The sequence below is a fragment of the Mesorhizobium sp. B2-3-7 genome (assembly GCF_006442695.1).
In the GTDB taxonomy this organism is placed as follows: domain Bacteria; phylum Pseudomonadota; class Alphaproteobacteria; order Rhizobiales; family Rhizobiaceae; genus Mesorhizobium.
This window is the reverse complement of the sequence record NZ_VFVV01000007.1, coordinates 202,098-220,708: the sequence shown is the minus strand read 5'-3', so window position 1 is coordinate 220,708 and position 18,611 is coordinate 202,098. Positions and strand designations below refer to the sequence as shown.

The window sequence follows — 18,611 nt, the reverse complement described above, 5'->3', positions numbered from 1 at the left end:
GGGCCTCGCGCCTGTTTGGCGCGCCTCGCCCAAAAGAGCCGCGGGGCGGTGGCGAGGTTGAGGATAAAATTACCCTACCCACTCCATAGAGACGTGCCCCGGATCCGCCACCATGCGGTCAAGCCACGCAGCCACCGCCGGATAGGCGTCGAGCTGGAAGCCGCCCTGCTCCGCCGTATGCGTATAAGCGTAGAGCGCGATGTCGGCGACGCTGTAGGCGTTTCCGGCGAAGAACGCGTTGTTCTCCAGGTATTTATTCATGACACCGAGCGCCTTGTTGCCGCGCTCCAGTGTCACCGCCAGCCGCTCCGGCGTCGCGTCCTTGGCCCTTTCGGGAAAGGTCAGCAGCGCCTTGCGCACGGCGATATAGGGCTCGTGGCTGTACTGTTCGAAGAACAGCCATTGATAGGCGAGCCCGCGCTCATACTTGTCCGCGGGCAGGAAGCGCGTGCCCTCCGCGAGGTAGAGCAGGATGGCGTTGGATTCAGCGATCCGCCTTCCGTCGTCGAGCTCCAGCAGCGGCACCATGGCGTTCGGATTCTTGGCGACGAAATCCGCTTTTCGCGTATCGCCCGTGTGCGAACTCACCTCGACAGTGGTGAAAGGGAGGCCGAGCTTGGCCATCAGCAGGCGCGGCTTGTAGCAGTTGCCGCTGTCGATCATGCTGTAAAGTATCATCGCTGGTCCCCCGAGCGCTGCCATGTGCAGACGCGATTATCGTAGCCGCGCCGTCCTCACCAATGATTAGTTTTGGCGCGACGATCAGCGCCGCTGATGTGTAGCACACGGCGCTACCCGAACAGCGGCACCACCTTGCTGTCCCTGCCCAGCAGCGCGTCGATGGCGAGCGGTCGCTCGTCGAAGATCACCCCGGCCAGCGCCGGCCGGGCGAGTAGAAAACCTTGCAGCAGGTCGACGCCGCCATCGAGCGCGACGCGCAGATGGGTGGGCTGTTCGATGCCCTCGACCAGGACCTTGGCGCCGCGGTCGTGCAGGCTGGAGACCAGCGGGCGGAAGAACCGTTCGGCGGCGGCGTGGCGGCAGAATTGCGCGAACCAGCCACCGTCGATCTTGACGATATCGGGCTTGAGCAGGCTGACCCGCTCCTCGGTCGAGTGGCCGGTGCCGAAATCGTCGATGGCGATGCGGATGCCGTCGCGGCGCATCTCGCGCACCAGCCTGGCCAGCAGCGTGTCGTCGGCCGCCTGTTCGGTGATTTCGCAGACCAGCATGCCGGGGGCCAGGCCGAGCTCGCCGAGATGCCTGCTCATCAGCCGGATTTCGGCCAAGGCCCGGCCCCGATGGGCGTTGACCAATGGATTGTAGTTGAAGAACAGATCGAGCCCATCGACGCCGATGTTGCGGAAATTCCTGAGATGCAGCACCCGGCACATGGTTTCGACGAACAGCCGGTCCTGGGCCGCGACGCCTTCGAAGAACGCCCGTGCGGCGCCCGGCCGGCCGGCGCGATGCGGCTCGATCAAGCCCTCGACGGCGATTGCGTGCAGGAAGCGGCCGCGCGGCGCGAAGATCGGCTGGTAGGCGCTGCGCAGGCGAAAGTCGCCATAAACGCCATATTCGATACCGACCTCGTCCATGAAGATCGCATCGCCGACATCTCGCCGCCGTTCGGGCCTCATCGTGTGCTCCTGCGCCCAAAGACTTTCACCGCCCGCGCGGTATGCGGCGCGGCGGCCGGGACGGAAGAGGCATTGTCGGCGGCAGGCGACGGCCCGTCCTTGCCGAAGACGCGGAAGCTGGTCGGCGCCAGCTCCGGCCGCGCCAGCACGAAACCCTGGACCATCGAAGCCCCGGATTTCTCGGCCAGCTCCAACTGCCAGCCTTCCTCGATGCCCTCGAACACGGTGCGGATGCCTTGCGCCTCAAAGCTTTTCACCATGGACGTCAGCAGCGCAAAGCCGGCGCCGGACTCCATCAACTGCGTGATCCAGTGGGCATCGAACTTGACGATGTCGGGTTTCAACTCCTTGATGCGGTTGATGTCGGAATCGTCGGCGCCATAGTCATCGACGGCAATGCGAAAGCCGTTGCCCTTCAACGCCGCGACGAAACCGTGCAGGGTCTCCTGCGAGGCTGGACGCTGCTCGGTCACCTCGCACACGACACGGCCCGGATCGATGCCGGCCTCGTGCAGCACCAGGCGCATTTCGCGCAAGGCATTGTCGGCAACGGCGCGCTCGGTGAACACCGACGGATCGAAATTGACGAAGATCGACGCTTCCTGCGGCAGGCAGGCGCCGGCATTCAGCAGATGCAGCGTCCTGGTCAGCGCCTCGACATGGAGCCGGTCGGCGGCCGGGCAGGTGCTGAAGAAGCTCATTGGCGATTGCGGCTCGCCGTCGCGGAACGGCCGGATCAAGCCCTCGAAGGCGGCAACCGACAGCTTGCCTTCCCTGAAGGCGAAGATCGGCTGGAAGGCGCTTTGCAGCGTATAAATGCCCCAGACACCTGACGAGGTGCCGTCATCATGACGGATGATATGGGCAAGCCCGATGCTGCGCGACAAGGTTCCTCGCTCCGCGAACTGGCGCAATTGGGTTGCGATCCTGCCACGCAAGCCTCTACCGCCCGTTAATGAACTTTCTGTTGTCGATCACGGCTCATTGACCTCCTTGCGGCACTGGCCCAGCCGACAATGCTTGCACTCACGGGAATGATGCGACATGAGAAGCGCCGCGGCCGCTCCTGGCCGCGCTGATCCTTTCTGGAGAGAAAAAGGTCATGGCCTTCCTTGCCGACACCCTTTCACGCGTGAAGCCTTCCGCCACCATCGCGGTGACGCAGAAAGCCCGCGAGCTGAAAAATGCCGGCCGCGACGTCATCGGCCTGGGTGCAGGCGAACCGGATTTCGATACGCCCGACAACATCAAGAATGCGGCGATCGAGGCCATCCGCCGTGGTGAGACCAAATATCCGCCGGTGTCTGGCATCGCACCGCTGCGCGAAGCGATCGCGAAGAAATTCAAGCGCGAGAACAATCTCGACTACAAGCCCGAACAGACAATCGTCGGTACTGGCGGCAAGCAGATCCTGTTCAACGCCTTCATGGCGACGCTGAATCCCGGCGACGAGGTCATCATCCCACGCCCCTATTGGGTCAGCTATCCCGAGATGGTGGCGATCTGCGGCGGCACCTCGGTGTTCGCCGACACTTCGATCGACAATGGCTTCAAGCTCACTGCCGCTGTGCTGGAAAAGGCCATCACGCCGCGCACAAAGTGGCTGCTGATGAACTCGCCGTCGAACCCGTCGGGCGCCGCCTACACCGAGGCCGAGCTTCGGTCGCTCGCCGACGTGCTGCTCAGGCATCCGCATGTTTGGACGCTGACCGACGACATGTACGAGCATCTGACCTACGGCGACTTCATCTTCAAGACCATCGCCGAGGTCGAGCCGAAGCTCTATGAGCGCACGCTGACCATGAACGGCGTGTCAAAAGCCTATGCCATGACCGGCTGGCGCATTGGCTACGCCGCGGGTCCCATCCAGCTGATCAAGGCGATGGACATGATCCAGGGCCAGCAGACGTCGGGCGCCTGCACCATCGCGCAATGGGCCTCGGTCGAAGCGCTGAACGGCCCGCAGGACTTCATCGCCAAGAACAAGGCGATCTTCCAGGGGCGCCGCGATCTCGTCGTCTCGATGCTCAACCAGGCGCGCGGCATCTCTTGTCCGTCGCCGGAAGGCGCCTTCTACGTCTATCCGTCCTGCGCCCAGCTGATCGGCAAGAAGACCAAGGCCGGCAAGGTGATCGACACTGACGAGGCCTTCTGCTCGGAGCTGCTCGAGGCCGAGGGCGTGGCGGTGGTATTCGGTTCGGCCTTCGGCCTCGGTCCGAACTTCCGCATCTCCTACGCCACGTCGGAGACGCTGCTGGAGGAGGCGTGCACGCGCATCCAGCGCTTTACGGCATCACTGACCTGATCGTGAAAACAAAACCCGGCCAAACGCCGGGTTTTTAGATCGGCTCGACACGGTACTCAGCCGCCATATTGGGCCGGCGTCACCGCTTCCAGCCAGTCGGCATGCACGCCCTCGAGCGCTTCCTGCATGGCTATATGCGTCATGGCCGTTTTCGGCCCGGCGCCATGCCAGTGCTTTTCGCCTGGCGCGAACGAGATGACGTCCCCTGCCCTGATCTCCTGGATGAGACCGCCCCAGGTCTGGGCGAGGCCGGCGCCCGACGTGACGTACAGCGTCTGGCCAAGCGGATGCGTGTGCCAGTGAGTCCGCGCGCCCGGCTCGAAGCTGACCAATGTCGCCCGCAGCCGTGCCGGAGCCTCCTTCTCGATGATCGGCGTCTGCAGCACCCGGCCGGTGAAGTACTTTTCCGGCGCGATGACGGTCGGCGTGCTGCCGCAAGCAATAATCTTCATCGTTCGATCCCTGGAACTGGTGGCGATGCGGGCGGCGGCGACGCCGCTCTTCTTTCGAGACCCTAGTTTCGGCCGATATGGCCGTCGACGCAACCGGTCTGTTCGGCTTGCAAATCAGCGGCAACCGCACCGCGCGCTCGGCCCTTGAGGCTACCTATTTTCCTTGCCCTGCCGGCAAACAAGTGGGACGATACCTTTGGGCCGGTTGAAGACAAGCCCGCCCGCGACGGTCGAACAGGCCGGCCGCCGCTCAGGACCGACTGACCTTGGCCTGAACCATGAATGCCAGTCGGTCTCCAGGGAAACGCCTGAGTGGAGGTCAGTCATGGGTAATCGCGCCGGAGGACGACGCACGGGACCGAAATGCATTGCCATAGTCGGTCCCTTCGCAAGCGGTAAGACGACACTTCTCGAAGCCATATTGGCCCGCACGGGCACCATTCCCCGCCAGAACCCGGTTTCCTCGGGAAACACCGTTTCAGATCATTCGCCCGAGGCGCGCGCGCACGCCATGAGCGTCGAGGCGACCTTCGCCACCACGGAATTCATGGGCGAGCAGTTCACTTTCGTCGACTGTCCCGGATCGATCGAATTCTCCTTCGAGGCCGAACCGGTGCTGGCCGCCTGCGACCTCGCGGTGGTCGTCGCCGAGGCCGACGAGAAGAAGATCCCCGCCCTCCAGCTCATCATGCGCAAGCTCGACGATCTCGGCGTGCCGCGCATCCTGTTTCTCAACAAGGTCGACAAGGCGATTGCCGGCGTGCGCGACACGTTGAAGATGCTGCAGCCGGCAAGTGCGGTGCCGTTGCTTCTGCGCCAGATACCGCTGCGCAAGGACGGCGTCGTCATTGGCTCGATCGACCTGGCGCTGGAACGCGCCTACATCTACCGCGAATATGCCGAGAGCGAGGTGGCCCAGATACCCGGCGACGAAAAGGCGCGTGAGCTGGAAGCCCGTTTTTCGATGCTGGAACGGCTGGCCGACCATGACGACCAGTTGATGGAACAGCTGCTCGAGGAGATCGAGCCGCCCAAGGACGCGGTCTTCGACGATCTTGCCGCGGATCTGCGCGACGGCGCCGTCACGCCGGTGCTGATCGGCACCGCAGAGAAAGGCAATGGCGTGCTGCGTCTCCTGAAGGCGATCCGCCATGATGCGCCCGACATCGACGCGACCCGCAAACGGCTCGGCGCCCCCGAAGGCAACGCGACCGTGGTTCAGGTGATGAAGACCATCCATACACCGCATGGAGGCAAATTGTCGGTGTCGCGCATCCTTTCGGGACAGGTCGCCGATGGCTCCGAGCTCTGGCTGCCCGGCGGCGACATGGCAAAGGTGTCCGGCATCTACAGGATGCTTGGCAAGGACCAGTCGAAGCTCACCGCGGCGAAGACCGGCGACACGGTCGCGCTCGGCAAGCTGGACGCGGTCAAGACCGGCCAGACGCTGACCTCGGCCAAGGGCGGCATGAAGCCGCTGCTCCAGTTCGAGCCGGCGCAGCCTGTCTTCGCTTTCGCCTTGCGGCCGAAGGAGCGCAAGGACGAGGTGAAGATGTCGGCCGCCATCCAACGGCTGGCCGAAGAAGATCCCTCGCTCAGCCTGCATCATAACCAGGACTCGGCCGAGACCGTGCTGTCGGGCCATGGAGAAATGCACCTGCGCGTCGTACGCGAACGGCTCGAGGGCAAGAACCAGATTCCGGTCGAAGGCCATCCGCCGGCGGTGCCCTACCGCGAGACTATCCGCAAATCGGCGCAGCAACGCGGCCGCCACAAGAAGCAGTCCGGCGGCCACGGCCAGTTCGGCGATGTGGTGATCGAGATAAAGCCGCTGCCGCGCGGCGCAGGTTTCCAGTTCACCGATACCATCACCGGCGGCGTGGTGCCCAAGACCTACATCCAGTCGGTCGAAAGCGGTATACGCGATTACCTGAAGTCGGGCCCGCTCGGCTTTCCCGTCGTCGACGTCGCCGTCAACCTGTCGGACGGCTCCTACCACGCGGTCGATTCCTCCGACATGGCCTTCCAGATGGCGGCCAAGCTTGCCATGAAGGAAGGCATGGCGGGCTGTTCGCCCGTGCTCCTGGAGCCAGTGATGAAGGTCGAGATCGTGACGCCCTCCGATGCGACCTCGAAGATCATCGCGCTGATCCCGCAGCGGCGCGGCCAGATCCTCGGCTACGACGCGCGGCCCGGCTGGCCAGGATGGGATGTCGTCGAGGCGACCATGCCGCAATCCGAGATCGGCGATCTGATCATCGAGCTGCGCTCGGCCACCTCGGGCGTCGCCAGCTACCGCGCCGTCTTCGACCACATGGCCGAACTCACCGGCCGGCTCGCCGACGAAGCGATGAATGCCAACGGCAAGGCAGCCTGATACTGATGCATGTCGTCTAAAGTGATCTCGGCTTTGGGACATCGACATCCACAAAGATTTGGGTGAGTGCCCTCTCGAACCTTGTTCGAGAGGGCGCAAACAAAAACAAAAAACGACGCCCGGGGGGGGCCGGACGCCGTTTTGTTTGCGGACCGTTTTCTTGGGAGGAGAAACGGCAGGTCCGCCGCATCTTGAAGTCGCCGCTTCGGCGGAAGAAGGTTCGGACGCGGTAGCCGCCTGAGCCCGGATCGTCCGAGTGATGCCCCCATCTCCCGTCCGACCACACCGCGTCCTATGATCTGCTTAGCAGGAGCCGAGCGCCTTTGACATGTTACCAGAGGTTACATGTCACTGTTACGTGGCTATTTCGGTGGATTTTCCCGCCCTTCCGGCAGCGTCCGGGCAACAAAAAAGCCGGATCAATGAAGATCCGGCTGAGTTTGATTGGAAGTGCCTGTTAAGGCTAACCTCCAGAGGGGAACACTCGAGGGCGCTAATGGGAGGAGAACGCGCCCAGGAGATGAACTATATATGTGCTCATCATGCCCAAGAAACAAGCATCTATTTTGCAACACACGCATGCAAAAAGACGCAGGCTGTGGTCTAAGCCATTTCTGGACCCAATAGGACCAGCAGAATCACCGAAGCGGAACCCGCAATGAGACAATTGTCACGGCGGAATCGCGAATCACGCTCGGTTTTCATCCCGAAATGTCAAAAATGCGCAATGGCGTGGAATGAGGCAGCAGGCGTTTATTTCCGAGGCAACTAATGCATGTCGCGCAAAGTGTCCTCGGTTCGGCAGCGACGTGAACAACAAAGACTTGCGCGCGTCGCGGGAATCGGTTTGGGCGTGACATGCTTCAGGCGGGAGACAAGCAATGCGGACCTTTTCGGCGATCGCCGGCAGTGCTGCGTTCTTCATCGCGGCACCCTGTATCGTCGCCGGCCTCGTGCCGTGGCTGCTGACGGATCGCTGGGACCGGCCATGGTCGAGCCTGCCGGGTCTTGCCCCGCTCGGCTGGATCCTCATCGCGGTCGCCGTGGCGGCGCTGCTGCATGCATTCGCCTGCTTTGCGCTTGAAGGCCTCGGCACGCCTGCTCCGGTCGCTCCGACCGAGAGACTGGTGGTCGGCGGGCTCTACCGCCATGTCCGCAATCCGATGTATGTGGCGGTGCTGTCGATCATCATCGGCCAGGCACTGCTGTTTTCAAGCTGGACGCTTGTCGCCTACGCCGCCATGGCAGCCGCGGCCATGGCCACCTTCGTCAAGCTGTACGAGGAGCCGACGCTCGCACGCCGCTATGGCGATGAATACGAAACCTACCGCCGCAACGTGCCCGCCTGGCTGCCCCGCCTGACGCGCTGGCGGGGGTGAGAGTCTGCGCGATCTCCGGGGTCAATACGACCAGCTCCGCGCCTTGGCGATGATGAAGTCGCGAAACACGTGCAGCTTCGCCTGGTTCTTCATCGCGTCGGGGTAGGCGAAATAGGTGTCGAAGGAAGGCACCTCCGTTTCCGGCAGGAGCTGCACCAGGCCGGAATCCTTGGAGATGACATAGTCGGGCAGCATGGCGATGCCGGCGCCGCCCTGCACCGCGCGCTTGATCGACAATATATCGTTGATCTGCAGCGTCGGCACGCGCTGGCCGCCCTCGAAATCGCCGACCGTCTCCAGCCAGTTCAGCTCCGACAGATGCGCCGGCACCGGCACGCCGAAAGTGACGATGCGGTGCGCCTTGAGCTCGGCCACCGAAGCCGGCCTGCCATGCTTGGCGATATAGCCTGGCGACGCATAGAGGTGGAAATGCACCGTGAACAGGCGGCGCTGGATAAGGTCCGGCTGCTGCGGCTGGCGCAGCCGGATGGCGCAATCGGCCTGGCGCATGGTCAGGTCGAGCTCCTCGTTGGCGAGGATCAGCTGCAGGCTGATTTCAGGATAGAGCTCGATGAACTCCTGCACGCGTTCGGTCAGCCAGCCGGCGCCGAGCCCGACCGTGGTCGTGACCCTGAGCACGCCGGAGGGGCGGTCCTTGGTCTCGGTCAGCCGCGATTTGATGGTCTCGAGCTTCATCAGCACGTCATGCGCCGTGCGGAACAGCATCTCGCCCTGTTCGGTCAGCACCAGGCCGCGGGCGTGGCGGTTGAACAGCGGCACGCCGACATCATGCTCGAGCGCGCTGACCTGGCGCGAAATCGCCGATTGCGACAGGTGCAGCGTCTCGGCCGCATGTGTAAACGACCCTGCTTCCGCCGCAGCGTGAAACACGCGTAGCTTGTCCCAGTCCAACGCCATGATTCCCCTCGTTCCTGTTTGGCGTCTGAATGAAAAATCAGGCTTTTACACGGCGTTTCTAAGCCGTTCTTTCAACAGTTTGCGAACCGCTATTCGGCCGCCTCGCGATGCACCTCGATGCCGGCCAGGTACTTCTCCGCCTCGAGCGCCGCCATGCAGCCCAGCCCCGCCGCAGTCACCGCCTGGCGATAGATATCGTCGGTCACGTCGCCGGCGGCGAACACGCCGGGCACGTCGGTGCGGGTCGAATCCGGCGCCGTCCACAGATAGCCGTTCGGCTTCTGCTTCAGCTTGCCGACGAACAGCTCGACCGCCGGCGCATGGCCGATCGCGACGAACACGCCGTCGACCTCGAGCTGCGTCTCGACACCCGTCACCACGTTGCGCAGCTTCAACCCTTCGACCGAAGGCGGCAGTGGCGTCTTGCCCGGACGGCCGGTGATCTCGTCGACAACCGTGTCCCAGATGACGCGGACATTGTCCTTCTTCAAGAGCCGCTCGCGCAGGATGCGTTCGGCGCGGAAGTCCGAGCGCCTGTGGATGACCGTCACGCTCTTGGCGAGGTTCGACAGATAGAGTGCTTCTTCCACTGCCGAATTGCCGCCGCCGACCACCGCGACATCCTTGCCGCGGTAGAAGAAGCCGTCGCATGTGGCGCAAGCCGATACGCCGAAGCCCATGAACGTCTGTTCGGTCGGAATGCCAAGCCATTTGGCCTGCGCGCCGGTGGCGATGATCAGGGCATCGGCTGTGTAGACGGTACCGGAATCGCCCGTTGCGCGGAACGGCCGCACGTTGAGATCGACCTCGGTGATGATGTCGGCGATGATGTCGGTGCCGACATGCTCGGCCTGCCTGAGCATCTCGCTCATCAGCCATGGACCCTGGATAGGTTCGCCGAAACCGGGATAGTTCTCGACGTCGGTGGTGATCATCAGCTGGCCCCCCTGCTGCAGGCCGGCGACCAGCATCGGCTTCAGCATGGCGCGGGCGGCATAGATCGCCGCGGTATAACCGGCCGGGCCGGAACCGATGATGAGGACAGGCGCGTGCTTGGTGGTCATGAAAAGCCTCTGCGGAGGGCTGCCGGCGTTTGCGGCATGGAAAACTCGTCGATGTCGCGCGTAATGTAAGTGTTGCCCACGACGCCAGCAAGGCAGGTTGGCGTTCGTCCCCGGAAAGCTTTGTCGCACCGGGCGAACCGCTCCGGTACGACGCGGATTTCTTCGTAGGGGATGGCGTGGACAGCAAAGTCGTTTAATTACAAAATCCCGCAAGATTCTTGCGCCACTCGTAATCATCGAAAGCCCCGAAATGCCGCTCAAGGCCGACCTCGACGCAATCGACTGGAAGATCCTTCGCGAATTGCAGGCAGATGGGCGCATGACCAATGTCGAACTGTCGAACCGCGTCGGCATTTCGGCACCGCCTTGCCTGCGCCGCGTCAAGCGACTGGAGGAAGCCGGCATCATTCGCGGCTATCGGGCGCTGCTCAACGCGCCGGCGCTCGGTCTCGACGTGGTCGCCTTCTGCCTGGTCGGCCTGCACCATCAGGCCGATGCCGAGCTTCGCATCTTCGCTGAGCGCACGCGCGGCTGGCCGGTCGTACGCGATGCCTGGATGGTGTCGGGCGAATCCGATTTCCTCCTGCACTGCGTGGCAAGCGACCTCGGCGCCTTCCAGACCTTTGTCATCGAGGAACTGACCTCCACGCCGAACGTCGACACGGTGCGCACAGCCCTCACCATCCGCCGGGTCAAGGATGAAGGGTTGGTCTCGTTCGAGCGGCCGTGACGCCGATCGATTGCGGCGCCCGGCCAAAGCGAATTCCGGAATTTCGCCACATCGCCGCCGCGTTGATAACGGACAGGCGCAGGCAGCCGGATCGTCCTGTGCGATTTGGCGCCTGATTGGTTTCCTTGCCCAAGCAGCGTAAGTTCCAAGGACAATCCGCCGTGGAAGGGACCATGACCAGGTTTGCAAGCCCGATTTCGGCGCTCATCATCTGCATGAACGAGGCCGATATGATCGGCCCGTGCCTCGAAAGCATCGATTTTTGCGCCGAGATCGTCATCGTCGATTCAGGCTCCACCGACGCCACGTTGGACATCGTTCGGCAGTTTGTCGCTGAGGGCTATCCGATAAAGCTGCTGCACAATGGCTGGCCGGGTTTTCCGCATCAGCGGCAATTCGCGCTCGACCACGCCACGCAGCCCTGGTGTCTTTCGATCGACCCGGACGAACGCGTCGACGACCGGCTGCGGCAGTCGATCGTGGCGGCGGTCGAGACGGCGAATGCCGGCATCAGCGGATGGTACATCCGCCGCCGCGACTGGCTGAAGGGCTACGGCTATGCCCATCGCTGGGTGCTGCACAACAGGCTGTTGCGGCTTTTCCGCCGGGAAGGTGCGACCATGGACGTGACCGCGCGGGTCCATGAATCCTTCGGCGTTTCCGGCGAGACCAGCACGATCGAAAACGGCGTGCTGCTGCATCGCCGCGAAATATCGGTCGAGGAGGATCTGGCCCGGGCAAATGCCTATTCCAGCCTCAAGGCGGCCACCCTGGTCGAGAAAGGCAAGAAGCCGGGCCTGGTGCGGCTGGTGCTTTCGCCGCTCGGCAACTTCCTGAAATTCTATCTGGCCAAGCGCTACTTCCTGTGCGGCCGGCACGGCTTCGTCTATTCGATGTCGGTGATGATCTATTCCTTCGCCACCGAGGCCAAACTGTATGAGGCCTCGCAAGGCAGCGAACCGGCGTGAGCGGTCAGGTCCGGATCAAGACCGCTTATCCCGGCCATCGAGCCGCCCTATGGCGGCGATGAGACCGTCGAGGTCGCTGCTGTCCCGCAAGGGCCTGATGACGAAGCCGGAGCGAAGCTGCGCCTCGCCGCCGACGAGCCAGCCCTGCGGCAGGCCGGCGCCCAGGCCTGCCTCCATGTCGGCCAGCTTGTCGCCGACGATCACGGACCGCCGGAGATCGAGATCGAGGCGTCTCGCCGCCTCGAAGAGCATGCCGGGATTGGGTTTGCGCATCGGGTGATCCGATATGCCCAGCGGCCCCACGCCAGCCTCGTGGTAGGCGCAGGCCAGCACCATGTCCACGACAACGCCCTGATCGCGCAACAGGTCGAGCACGCGGCGGTTCACATCGGCGAAGGCACTCCAACCGAAATAGCCGCGCGCGATGCCGGACTGGTTGGTCACCACCACGACCGGGATGCCGGCATTGTTGGCGGCGGCGATCGCCGGCAACATCTGCGGCCGGAGCTCGATCTCGGCCGGATCGCTGGGATAGTCGGTATCGACATTGATGGTGCCGTCGCGATCGAGGAACAGCGCCGGCTGGCCGGCGGGAAAAACCCTGCCGCCGATCCGCTCCACCCACAGGCCCGGCTCGGCCAACGGGTGCGGCGCCTTGTCAGCCATTGCTGAGGCGCGCTTCCACCACCTCGCACAGGTGATGGTAGAGGCACAGATGCCCTTGCTGGATGATCGGCGTCGAGGTCGAGGGCACGTTGAGCAGGATGTCGGTGAGCGGCGCGAGCTTGCCGCCTGTGTCGCCTGTCAGGCTGATCACCGTCATGCCCATGGTCCGTGCCTGTTCGGCGGCCGCCAGGATGCTCGGCGAATTGCCGCTGGTCGAGATCGCCAGAAGCACGCCGCCGGCCGCGCCATGCGCCTCGACCTGGCGCGAAAAAACGGTGTCGAAGCCGTAATCATTACCCCAGGCGGTCAGCACCGCGGCATTGGCCGGCAGCGCGATGACATTGTAGCCCTTGCGCTCCTTGAGAAAGCGGCCGACCAGTTCGCCGGCGATGTGAATGGCGTCGCTGGCCGAACCCCCATTGCCGCAGATCAGCAGCGCCTTGCCCGACGAAAGGGCGGCGACGATCGCGCTCGCCGCACGTTCCATCGCGCCTGTGAGATCGCGCTCGACCAGCGCCGTGATCGCGGCCGCCGAGCGGACCAGGTAATCGTTCAGTTCGGACATGAAACCCTCAATTCTTATTACCGGCCGAGCGCAGCCTGCCGATGGTGCCGGTCGTGCTCTTGCCGGCGACGAGATCGACCAGGACCACGCGCCCGCCGGCTTTCTGCACCACGTCCGCGCCGACCACGGTGTCGACAGTGTAGTCGGCGCCCTTGACCAGTATGTCGGGCAGAAGCGCCTCGATCAGCGCCAGCGGCGTGTCCTCGTCGAAGACCACCACCGCGTCGACAGACGCGAGTGCCGCCAACACGCAGGCGCGGTCATGCTGGTCGTTGACAGGCCGTTCCGGCCCCTTCAGCCGGCGCACCGAAGCGTCGCTGTTGAGGCCGAGCACCAGCCGGTCGCACTGGCTGCGCGCCGCGTGCAGCAGGCTGACATGGCCGGCATGCAGGATGTCGAAACAGCCATTGGTGAAGCCGACGCTGAGGCCCTCCTCCTTCCACGCCGACACCAGCCGTGCGGCCGATTTGGCGTCGAGGATGGCATCCCTGTGGACGCTCGGACCGTGCGATCGAAACAGCGCGCCGTTGAGTTCCTCGACCGTCAGCCGCGCCGTGCCTCGCTTGCCCACCACAACGCCGCCGGCTGCATTGGCGATCGAGGCGGCCGCGGCCGGATCGGCGCCGGCGGCAAGCGCCAGCGCGAAGGTCGCGATCACCGTATCGCCGGCGCCCGACACATCGAACACTTCGCGCGCCTGCGTGGCGATGTGGCGCGCCTCCGTCGGACCGACGACGCTCATGCCCTTTTCGCTGCGCGTGGCGACGACGAAGTCGAAGCCATGCGCCGCAAGCAGCTCGCGCGCCGCGGCCACGATCTCGTCATCGCTGAACACCGGCCGTTCGACCGCTTCGCCGAGTTCCTTGCGGTTGGGCGTGATGGCGGTCGCGCCGGCATAGCGTGCATAATCCCGGCCCTTCGGATCGACCAGCACCGGCTTTCCCGCCTCGCGGCAGATCGCGATCAATTCGCCGGCGACGCCGTCGAGCAGGATGCCCTTGCCGTAATCCGACAGGATGACGATGTCGGCGTGCGCCAGCGCGGCGCGGAAATGCCGGACCAGCGCCGCGCGCTCCGCCGCGCCGAGCGGCTTGATCTCTTCCTCGTCGAAGCGCAGCACCTGCTGGTTGAGCGCGCTGAAGCGGCTCTTGGACGACGTCATGCGGCCGCGCTCCCGCGCCAGGCCTGTCGTGTCGGCGCCAAGCTCGCCGAGCATGCGCACCAGGCTGTCGCCTGCCGTATCAGAGCCGATCACCGAGACCGGAATGGCGGCGGAGCCGAGCGAGATGATGTTGGCCACGACATTGCCGGCGCCGCCCATCGCCAGGCTCTCGCCGCGCCCATGGAGCACCGGGATCGGCGCTTCAGGCGAAATCCGCTCGATGATGCCGTTGACGAACCGGTCAAGGATGAGATCGCCGACCACCAGCACGGTGGCCTGGCCGAAGTGCGCGATGGCGCGGTGCAAGGGCTCGGGGGAAAGTGGGTCGTGCTTGGTCATGTCACTGGCAACGCGCAAAAACCGGTTTTGAAGATGCATGGAGGACAAATTGGCCGGGATCGGTCGTTCATGGCGATGCCGATATACCGCAATTCGAGCCAGCGCAACGCCGGCTGGCCTCGTCAACTCTTCTGCAAGGCGACATGGACGCCAAGCCCGACCAGCACCGCGCCGCCGGCTCGCTGCATCATGCGCTGGGCGCTGCTGGAGCGGCGCAGCCTGCCGATCACGGCACCAGCCAGGAACACGCAGACGATATCGGCCGAGGAGAACATCAGGTTGACTGTCGTGCCCAGCACGACGAATTGCAGCCAGACCGGGAATGCGGCAGAGGCATCGATGAACTGGGGCAGGAAGGCCATGAAGAAGATCGCGGTCTTCGGATTGAGCACCTCGACGGCGATGCTCTCGAAAAAGGCGCGGTAAGCCGATTTCCGCTCGATCGCCGGCAGTGCCATGTCGCCTTCCGCGCGCTTGCGGAACAGCGCCACACCGAGCCAGATCAGGTAGAGCGCGCCGACGAGCTTGACCGCCATGTAGAGCGGCGGCACGGCGTGGAAAAGCACGGACAGGCCGGCGGCGGCGGCAAAGACGTGAACATAGCCGCCCAGATGAATGCCGAGCGCCGCCGTCAGGCCGGACCAGCGGCCGCGCGCCATCGTCTGCGCGGCGGCATAGAGCATGGCCGGGCCTGGAATATAGGCGAAGATCGCGGTGGTGGCGAAAAACGCGACGAGCAGCTCTGTCGATGGCATTCCTGGCCCTCATGATCGCGTCCGGCGGCGCGAGCCGACTGAAGCGTCAGCTTTGCGGCGCCACTGTGGCGCGCTGTGCCGTGCAGGACAATCGCGGGCGGGTCCACCCCTCGATTGTTCTTGCGGATCCCAGTGCCGCCCGGCAACGCTGCTTTGTCGACAGCTTCGCAAGCCTCCCTTATAAGGGCCGGAATCGCAAGCAACCAGAGGCGTTCATGATCATCGTCACGGGCGGCGCCGGCATGATCGGCTCCAACATCGTCGCCGCGCTCAATTCGGAGGGCCACGACGACATTTTGGTCGTCGACGACCTGAGCGATGGCCACAAGATCGCCAACCTTGCTGACTTGCGGATCGCCGATTATCTCGACAAGGACGATTTCCTGGCCCGCCTCGAGGACGGCGGGCTCGGCCGCATCGAGGCCGTCTTCCATCAGGGCGCCTGCTCGACCACCACCGAATGGAACGGCAAGTTCATGATGGAGGTGAACTACGCCTATTCGAAGCGGCTGCTGCATGCCTGCCTGGCGCTGCGCGTGCCCTTCCTCTACGCCTCCTCGGCATCGGTCTATGGCGGCGGCTCCGAGTTCCGCGAGGACGCGGAGCTTGAGCGGCCGCTCAACGTCTACGCCTATTCAAAAAAGCTGTTCGATGACTATGTCAGGCGCAATGTCTTCGATACCGATCATTCGCAGGTCGCGGGCCTGCGCTACTTCAACGTCTATGGGCCGCGCGAGGCGCACAAGGACGCCATGGCCTCGGTCGCCTTTCATCTGTTCAACCAGGTCGGGCGTGGCGAGAATCCAAAGCTGTTCGGCGCCCATGACGGCTTTGGCCCCGGCGAGCAAAGCCGCGACTTCATTCATGTCGGCGATGTCGCCGATGTCAATCTGTGGCTGTGGAAGCGCGGCGCGAGCGGCATCTTCAACTGCGGCACCGGCCGGGCGCAACCCTTCCGCGCCATTGCCGAAACCGTCATCGACACGCTGGGCAAGGGCGAGATCGAGTACATCCCCTTTCCCGACCACCTCAAGGGCAGCTACCAGAGCTTCACGCAAGCTGATATGTCGCGTCTGCGCGCGGCCGGTTACAACGGGCAATTCCGCAGCGTCGAAACCGGCGTCAGAGACTATGTCGAATGGCTGAAAGCCCAGCGATCCTCGTGATCGGCCCACGCTGGGTGGGCGATATGGTGATGGCGCAGTGCCTGTTCTCGGCGCTGAAGGAGCTTCATCCAAATGCGGCGATCGACGTGCTGGCGCCAGCCTGGGCGGCCCCTTTGGTCAAGCGTATGCCTGAGGTCCGCCAGCAGATCGATTTCCCGCTGAAACCCGGCGCGCTCGAATTTGCACACCGCCGCCGCTTCGGCCGCCTGCTGCGCGGCCGTTACGACAGCGCCTATATCCTGCCGGGCAGTTGGAAGTCGGCGCTGATCCCGTTCTTTGCCCGCATTCCACGCCGTTTCGGCCATCTCAGGGAAATGCGCTACGGCCTGTTGACCGATATCGTTCCGCTGCCGGAGGCCGTGAAACGGCGCACCGCGCAGGCCTATTTCGGCCTTGCACGGGGTGGCGATTTTCGGGCGCCTCATCTGACGGTGGACGCCAAAAACCAGGCCACCCTGCTCGACCGTTTCGGCCTGGGGCCGCAGAAATTCGTGGCGCTGATGCCGGGTGCTGAGTTCGGCCCGGCCAAGCGCTGGCCGAGCGAACACTATGCCGGCCTTGCCCGGGAGTTCATGGCCAGAAGGTTCAAGGTCGCGCTGTTCGGGTCGAAGAACGACCGCGAGGTGACAGCGGAGATCGCAGCCCTCGCTCCTGGCGTGGTCGACTTGGCCGGCCAGACGCGGCTGGAGGACGCCATCGACCTGATCGCGGCCGCGCGGCTGGCGGTCTCCAACGACAGCGGGCTGATGCATGTTGCGGCGGCGGTCGGCACGCCGGTTGTCGCCGTCTATGGTTCGACCTCGCCACAGAACACGCCGCCGCTGGCCGAACGGCGCGAACTGGTCTGGCTCGGCCTGTCCTGCTCGCCCTGCCACCGCAAGATCTGTCCGCTCGGCCACCTCAATTGCCTGAAGACGCTCGAGGTCGCACGGGTCATGGCGGCGGCGGACCGGCTGCTGGACATCCCGGCCGGCGCATGAGGGTGCTGATCGTCAAGACATCGTCGATGGGCGACGTCGTCCACACCTTTCCGGCGCTCCAGGATGCGCGCCGCGCACGGCCCGATATTGCTTTCGACTGGTGCGTCGAGGAGGCTTTCGCCGGCATCGTCGCGCTGCACCCCGCAGTCGGAACCATCCACACGGTCGCCATCCGGCGTTGGCGAAAACATCTCTTCGACAAGGCCACCTGGCGCGAGGCGACCGCCTTGCGACGCGCCTTGCGTGCGTGCCGCTATGATCTGGTCATCGATGCGCAAGGCCTGTTGAAGTCGGCGCTGGTGGCCAGGCAGGCGAAAGCGCCGATCGCCGGCTTCGACCGCTCAAGCGCGCGCGAGCCTTCGGCAACGCTGCTTTACGACGTCGGCCACGCCGTCCCTCGCAACCTCCACGCCATCGAACGGACGCGGCGGCTTTTCGGGCTGGCATTGGGCTACCGGCCCGATCTTTCGATGCTGGATTCGGGCATTGTGCCGCCGCCCGGCAATCTGACCGGCATAGCCGGCAACACGGCCTTCCTGCTGCACGGCACCAGCCGCGAGGACAAGAAGTGGCCTGTTGAAGACTGGATCGAAACCGGCCGCCTGCTGGTTGAGCGCGGCATGACGCCGGTCACGACCTGGTCGGACGAGCGCGAACAGGCGGTGGCTGAAGCGATCGCCCGGGCAGTTCCATCGACGAGCATCGTGCCAAAATCACCATTGGCCGACATCGCGGCGATCCTGGGCAGCTCGAGGCTGGTAATCGGCGCCGATACGGGGCTCACGCATCTCGCCAGCGCCTTCGGCCTGCCGACGGTCGCGGTGTTTTTGGCCACGGAGCCGGGTTTGACCGGTCCGCGCGGCCCCTATGCATCGACGCTGCAGGCCGCGCCCGGTGAGCGAGTGTCGCCCGCGAGGGTGGTGGCTGAGGCTGAGAGGCTGCTGGAGCACCAGACGCATGGTCAGGCCGGCGCTGGCAAGAACTGATCTATTCAATCGGAAAGCTGGCGCTGCCCCTCATCGCCCTGCCGGGGAGAAGGACACCTTCACCGATGACTGCGCCAATTTTAAGCGTTTGCAGAATAGACGCCGACTTCGCGTTCAGCCGTCTTCTCCCCGTCACTATACGGGGAGAAGGTGCCGGCA

Annotated in this window: 18 protein-coding genes; 8 read left to right on the top strand and 10 right to left on the bottom strand. The window is 64.3% G+C overall.

Translation table 11 applies throughout. The annotated features are described in order from the left end of the window. Positions 1-69 precede the first annotated feature (69 nt). The 3 genes from FJ940_RS15980 to FJ940_RS15970 all read right to left on the bottom strand — a co-directional run bounded on the left by FJ940_RS15980 (position 70) and on the right by FJ940_RS15970 (position 2,527). Positions 70-678 (bottom strand): glutathione S-transferase family protein, encoded by a 609-nt coding sequence (locus tag FJ940_RS15980; protein WP_140624087.1) that lies wholly within the window; start codon positions 676-678, stop codon positions 70-72. Positions 679-791: 113 nt separating this feature from the next. Continuing rightward, complete coding sequence (locus FJ940_RS15975) at positions 792-1,640, bottom strand: EAL domain-containing protein (protein ID WP_140624089.1); 849 nt, start codon at positions 1,638-1,640, stop codon at positions 792-794. Continuing rightward, positions 1,637-2,527, bottom strand: coding sequence for an EAL domain-containing protein (locus FJ940_RS15970; RefSeq protein WP_140624090.1), 891 nt, complete (start codon positions 2,525-2,527; stop codon positions 1,637-1,639). Before FJ940_RS15970 ends, FJ940_RS15975 begins: the two co-directional genes overlap by 4 nt. A gap of 215 nt (positions 2,528-2,742) precedes the next feature. On the opposite strand from FJ940_RS15970, the gene FJ940_RS15965 reads away from it, so the two are divergent. Continuing rightward, positions 2,743-3,945 (top strand): pyridoxal phosphate-dependent aminotransferase, encoded by a 1,203-nt coding sequence (locus tag FJ940_RS15965; RefSeq protein ID WP_140657109.1) that lies wholly within the window; start codon positions 2,743-2,745, stop codon positions 3,943-3,945. 56 nt (positions 3,946-4,001) lie between these two features. Here the strand turns inward: FJ940_RS15965 and FJ940_RS15960 are convergent, their stop codons facing one another. Beyond that, positions 4,002-4,397, bottom strand: a complete 396-nt coding sequence (locus FJ940_RS15960; protein ID WP_140495951.1) for a cupin domain-containing protein — start codon at positions 4,395-4,397, stop codon at positions 4,002-4,004. Positions 4,398-4,722: 325 nt separating this feature from the next. On the opposite strand from FJ940_RS15960, the gene FJ940_RS15955 reads away from it, so the two are divergent. Both FJ940_RS15955 and FJ940_RS15950 read left to right on the top strand, forming a co-directional pair. Beyond that, the gene (locus FJ940_RS15955) at positions 4,723-6,774 is read left to right on the top strand and encodes an elongation factor G (RefSeq protein ID WP_140657107.1); all 2,052 of its coding nucleotides are present in this window, start codon (positions 4,723-4,725) and stop codon (positions 6,772-6,774) included. 881 nt (positions 6,775-7,655) lie between these two features. Beyond that, complete coding sequence (locus tag FJ940_RS15950) at positions 7,656-8,153, top strand: isoprenylcysteine carboxylmethyltransferase family protein (RefSeq protein ID WP_140560643.1); 498 nt, start codon at positions 7,656-7,658, stop codon at positions 8,151-8,153. Between the two features lie 21 nt (positions 8,154-8,174). On the opposite strand, the gene FJ940_RS15945 is transcribed toward FJ940_RS15950, so the two are convergent. Together FJ940_RS15945 and trxB are read right to left on the bottom strand one after the other, a co-directional pair. Continuing rightward, positions 8,175-9,071 (bottom strand): LysR family transcriptional regulator, encoded by an 897-nt coding sequence (locus FJ940_RS15945; protein ID WP_140495954.1) that lies wholly within the window; start codon positions 9,069-9,071, stop codon positions 8,175-8,177. 89 nt (positions 9,072-9,160) lie between these two features. Further along, positions 9,161-10,135, bottom strand: a complete 975-nt coding sequence (gene trxB / locus FJ940_RS15940; RefSeq protein ID WP_140495955.1) for a thioredoxin-disulfide reductase — start codon at positions 10,133-10,135, stop codon at positions 9,161-9,163. A 250-nt stretch (positions 10,136-10,385) separates the two neighbouring features. Here trxB and FJ940_RS15935 point away from each other — a divergent pair, with 250 nt between their 5' ends. Continuing rightward, a complete protein-coding gene (locus FJ940_RS15935) occupies positions 10,386-10,865 on the top strand; it encodes an Lrp/AsnC family transcriptional regulator (RefSeq protein ID WP_140495956.1) in 480 nt (159 codons plus the stop codon). Between the two features lie 173 nt (positions 10,866-11,038). Then, positions 11,039-11,833, top strand: a complete 795-nt coding sequence (locus FJ940_RS15930; RefSeq protein WP_140495957.1) for a glycosyltransferase family 2 protein — start codon at positions 11,039-11,041, stop codon at positions 11,831-11,833. Positions 11,834-11,848: 15 nt separating this feature from the next. Here FJ940_RS15930 and FJ940_RS15925 read toward each other — a convergent pair whose 3' ends face one another. The 4 genes from FJ940_RS15925 to FJ940_RS15910 form a co-directional block, all read right to left on the bottom strand. Continuing rightward, positions 11,849-12,499, bottom strand: coding sequence for an HAD family hydrolase (locus FJ940_RS15925; RefSeq protein ID WP_140516809.1), 651 nt, complete (start codon positions 12,497-12,499; stop codon positions 11,849-11,851). Beyond that, a complete protein-coding gene (locus tag FJ940_RS15920; protein ID WP_140556028.1) occupies positions 12,492-13,064 on the bottom strand; it encodes an SIS domain-containing protein in 573 nt (190 codons plus the stop codon). Before FJ940_RS15920 ends, FJ940_RS15925 begins: the two co-directional genes overlap by 8 nt. A 7-nt stretch (positions 13,065-13,071) precedes the next feature. Continuing rightward, positions 13,072-14,565: a D-glycero-beta-D-manno-heptose-7-phosphate kinase gene (gene rfaE1, locus FJ940_RS15915; protein WP_140657105.1), complete on the bottom strand. Its 1,494-nt coding sequence runs from the start codon at positions 14,563-14,565 to the stop codon at positions 13,072-13,074. Between the two features lie 122 nt (positions 14,566-14,687). Continuing rightward, positions 14,688-15,320, bottom strand: a complete 633-nt coding sequence (locus tag FJ940_RS15910; RefSeq protein ID WP_140495961.1) for a LysE family translocator — start codon at positions 15,318-15,320, stop codon at positions 14,688-14,690. A 215-nt stretch (positions 15,321-15,535) separates the two neighbouring features. Between FJ940_RS15910 and rfaD the strand changes: the two genes are divergently transcribed. Genes rfaD through waaC form a run of 3 tightly spaced genes read left to right on the top strand, consistent with a single transcriptional unit; the run spans position 15,536 to position 18,452 of the window. After that, positions 15,536-16,486 carry an ADP-glyceromanno-heptose 6-epimerase gene (rfaD, locus tag FJ940_RS15905; protein WP_140495962.1) on the top strand — a complete coding sequence of 317 codons (951 nt, stop codon included), beginning with the start codon at positions 15,536-15,538 and terminating at the stop codon, positions 16,484-16,486. Then, the gene (gene waaF, locus FJ940_RS15900) at positions 16,459-17,466 is read left to right on the top strand and encodes a lipopolysaccharide heptosyltransferase II (RefSeq protein ID WP_140516816.1); all 1,008 of its coding nucleotides are present in this window, start codon (positions 16,459-16,461) and stop codon (positions 17,464-17,466) included. Before rfaD ends, waaF begins: the two co-directional genes overlap by 28 nt. Continuing rightward, the gene (waaC, locus tag FJ940_RS15895) at positions 17,463-18,452 is read left to right on the top strand and encodes a lipopolysaccharide heptosyltransferase I (protein WP_140516818.1); all 990 of its coding nucleotides are present in this window, start codon (positions 17,463-17,465) and stop codon (positions 18,450-18,452) included. Before waaF ends, waaC begins: the two co-directional genes overlap by 4 nt. Positions 18,453-18,611 lie beyond the last annotated feature (159 nt).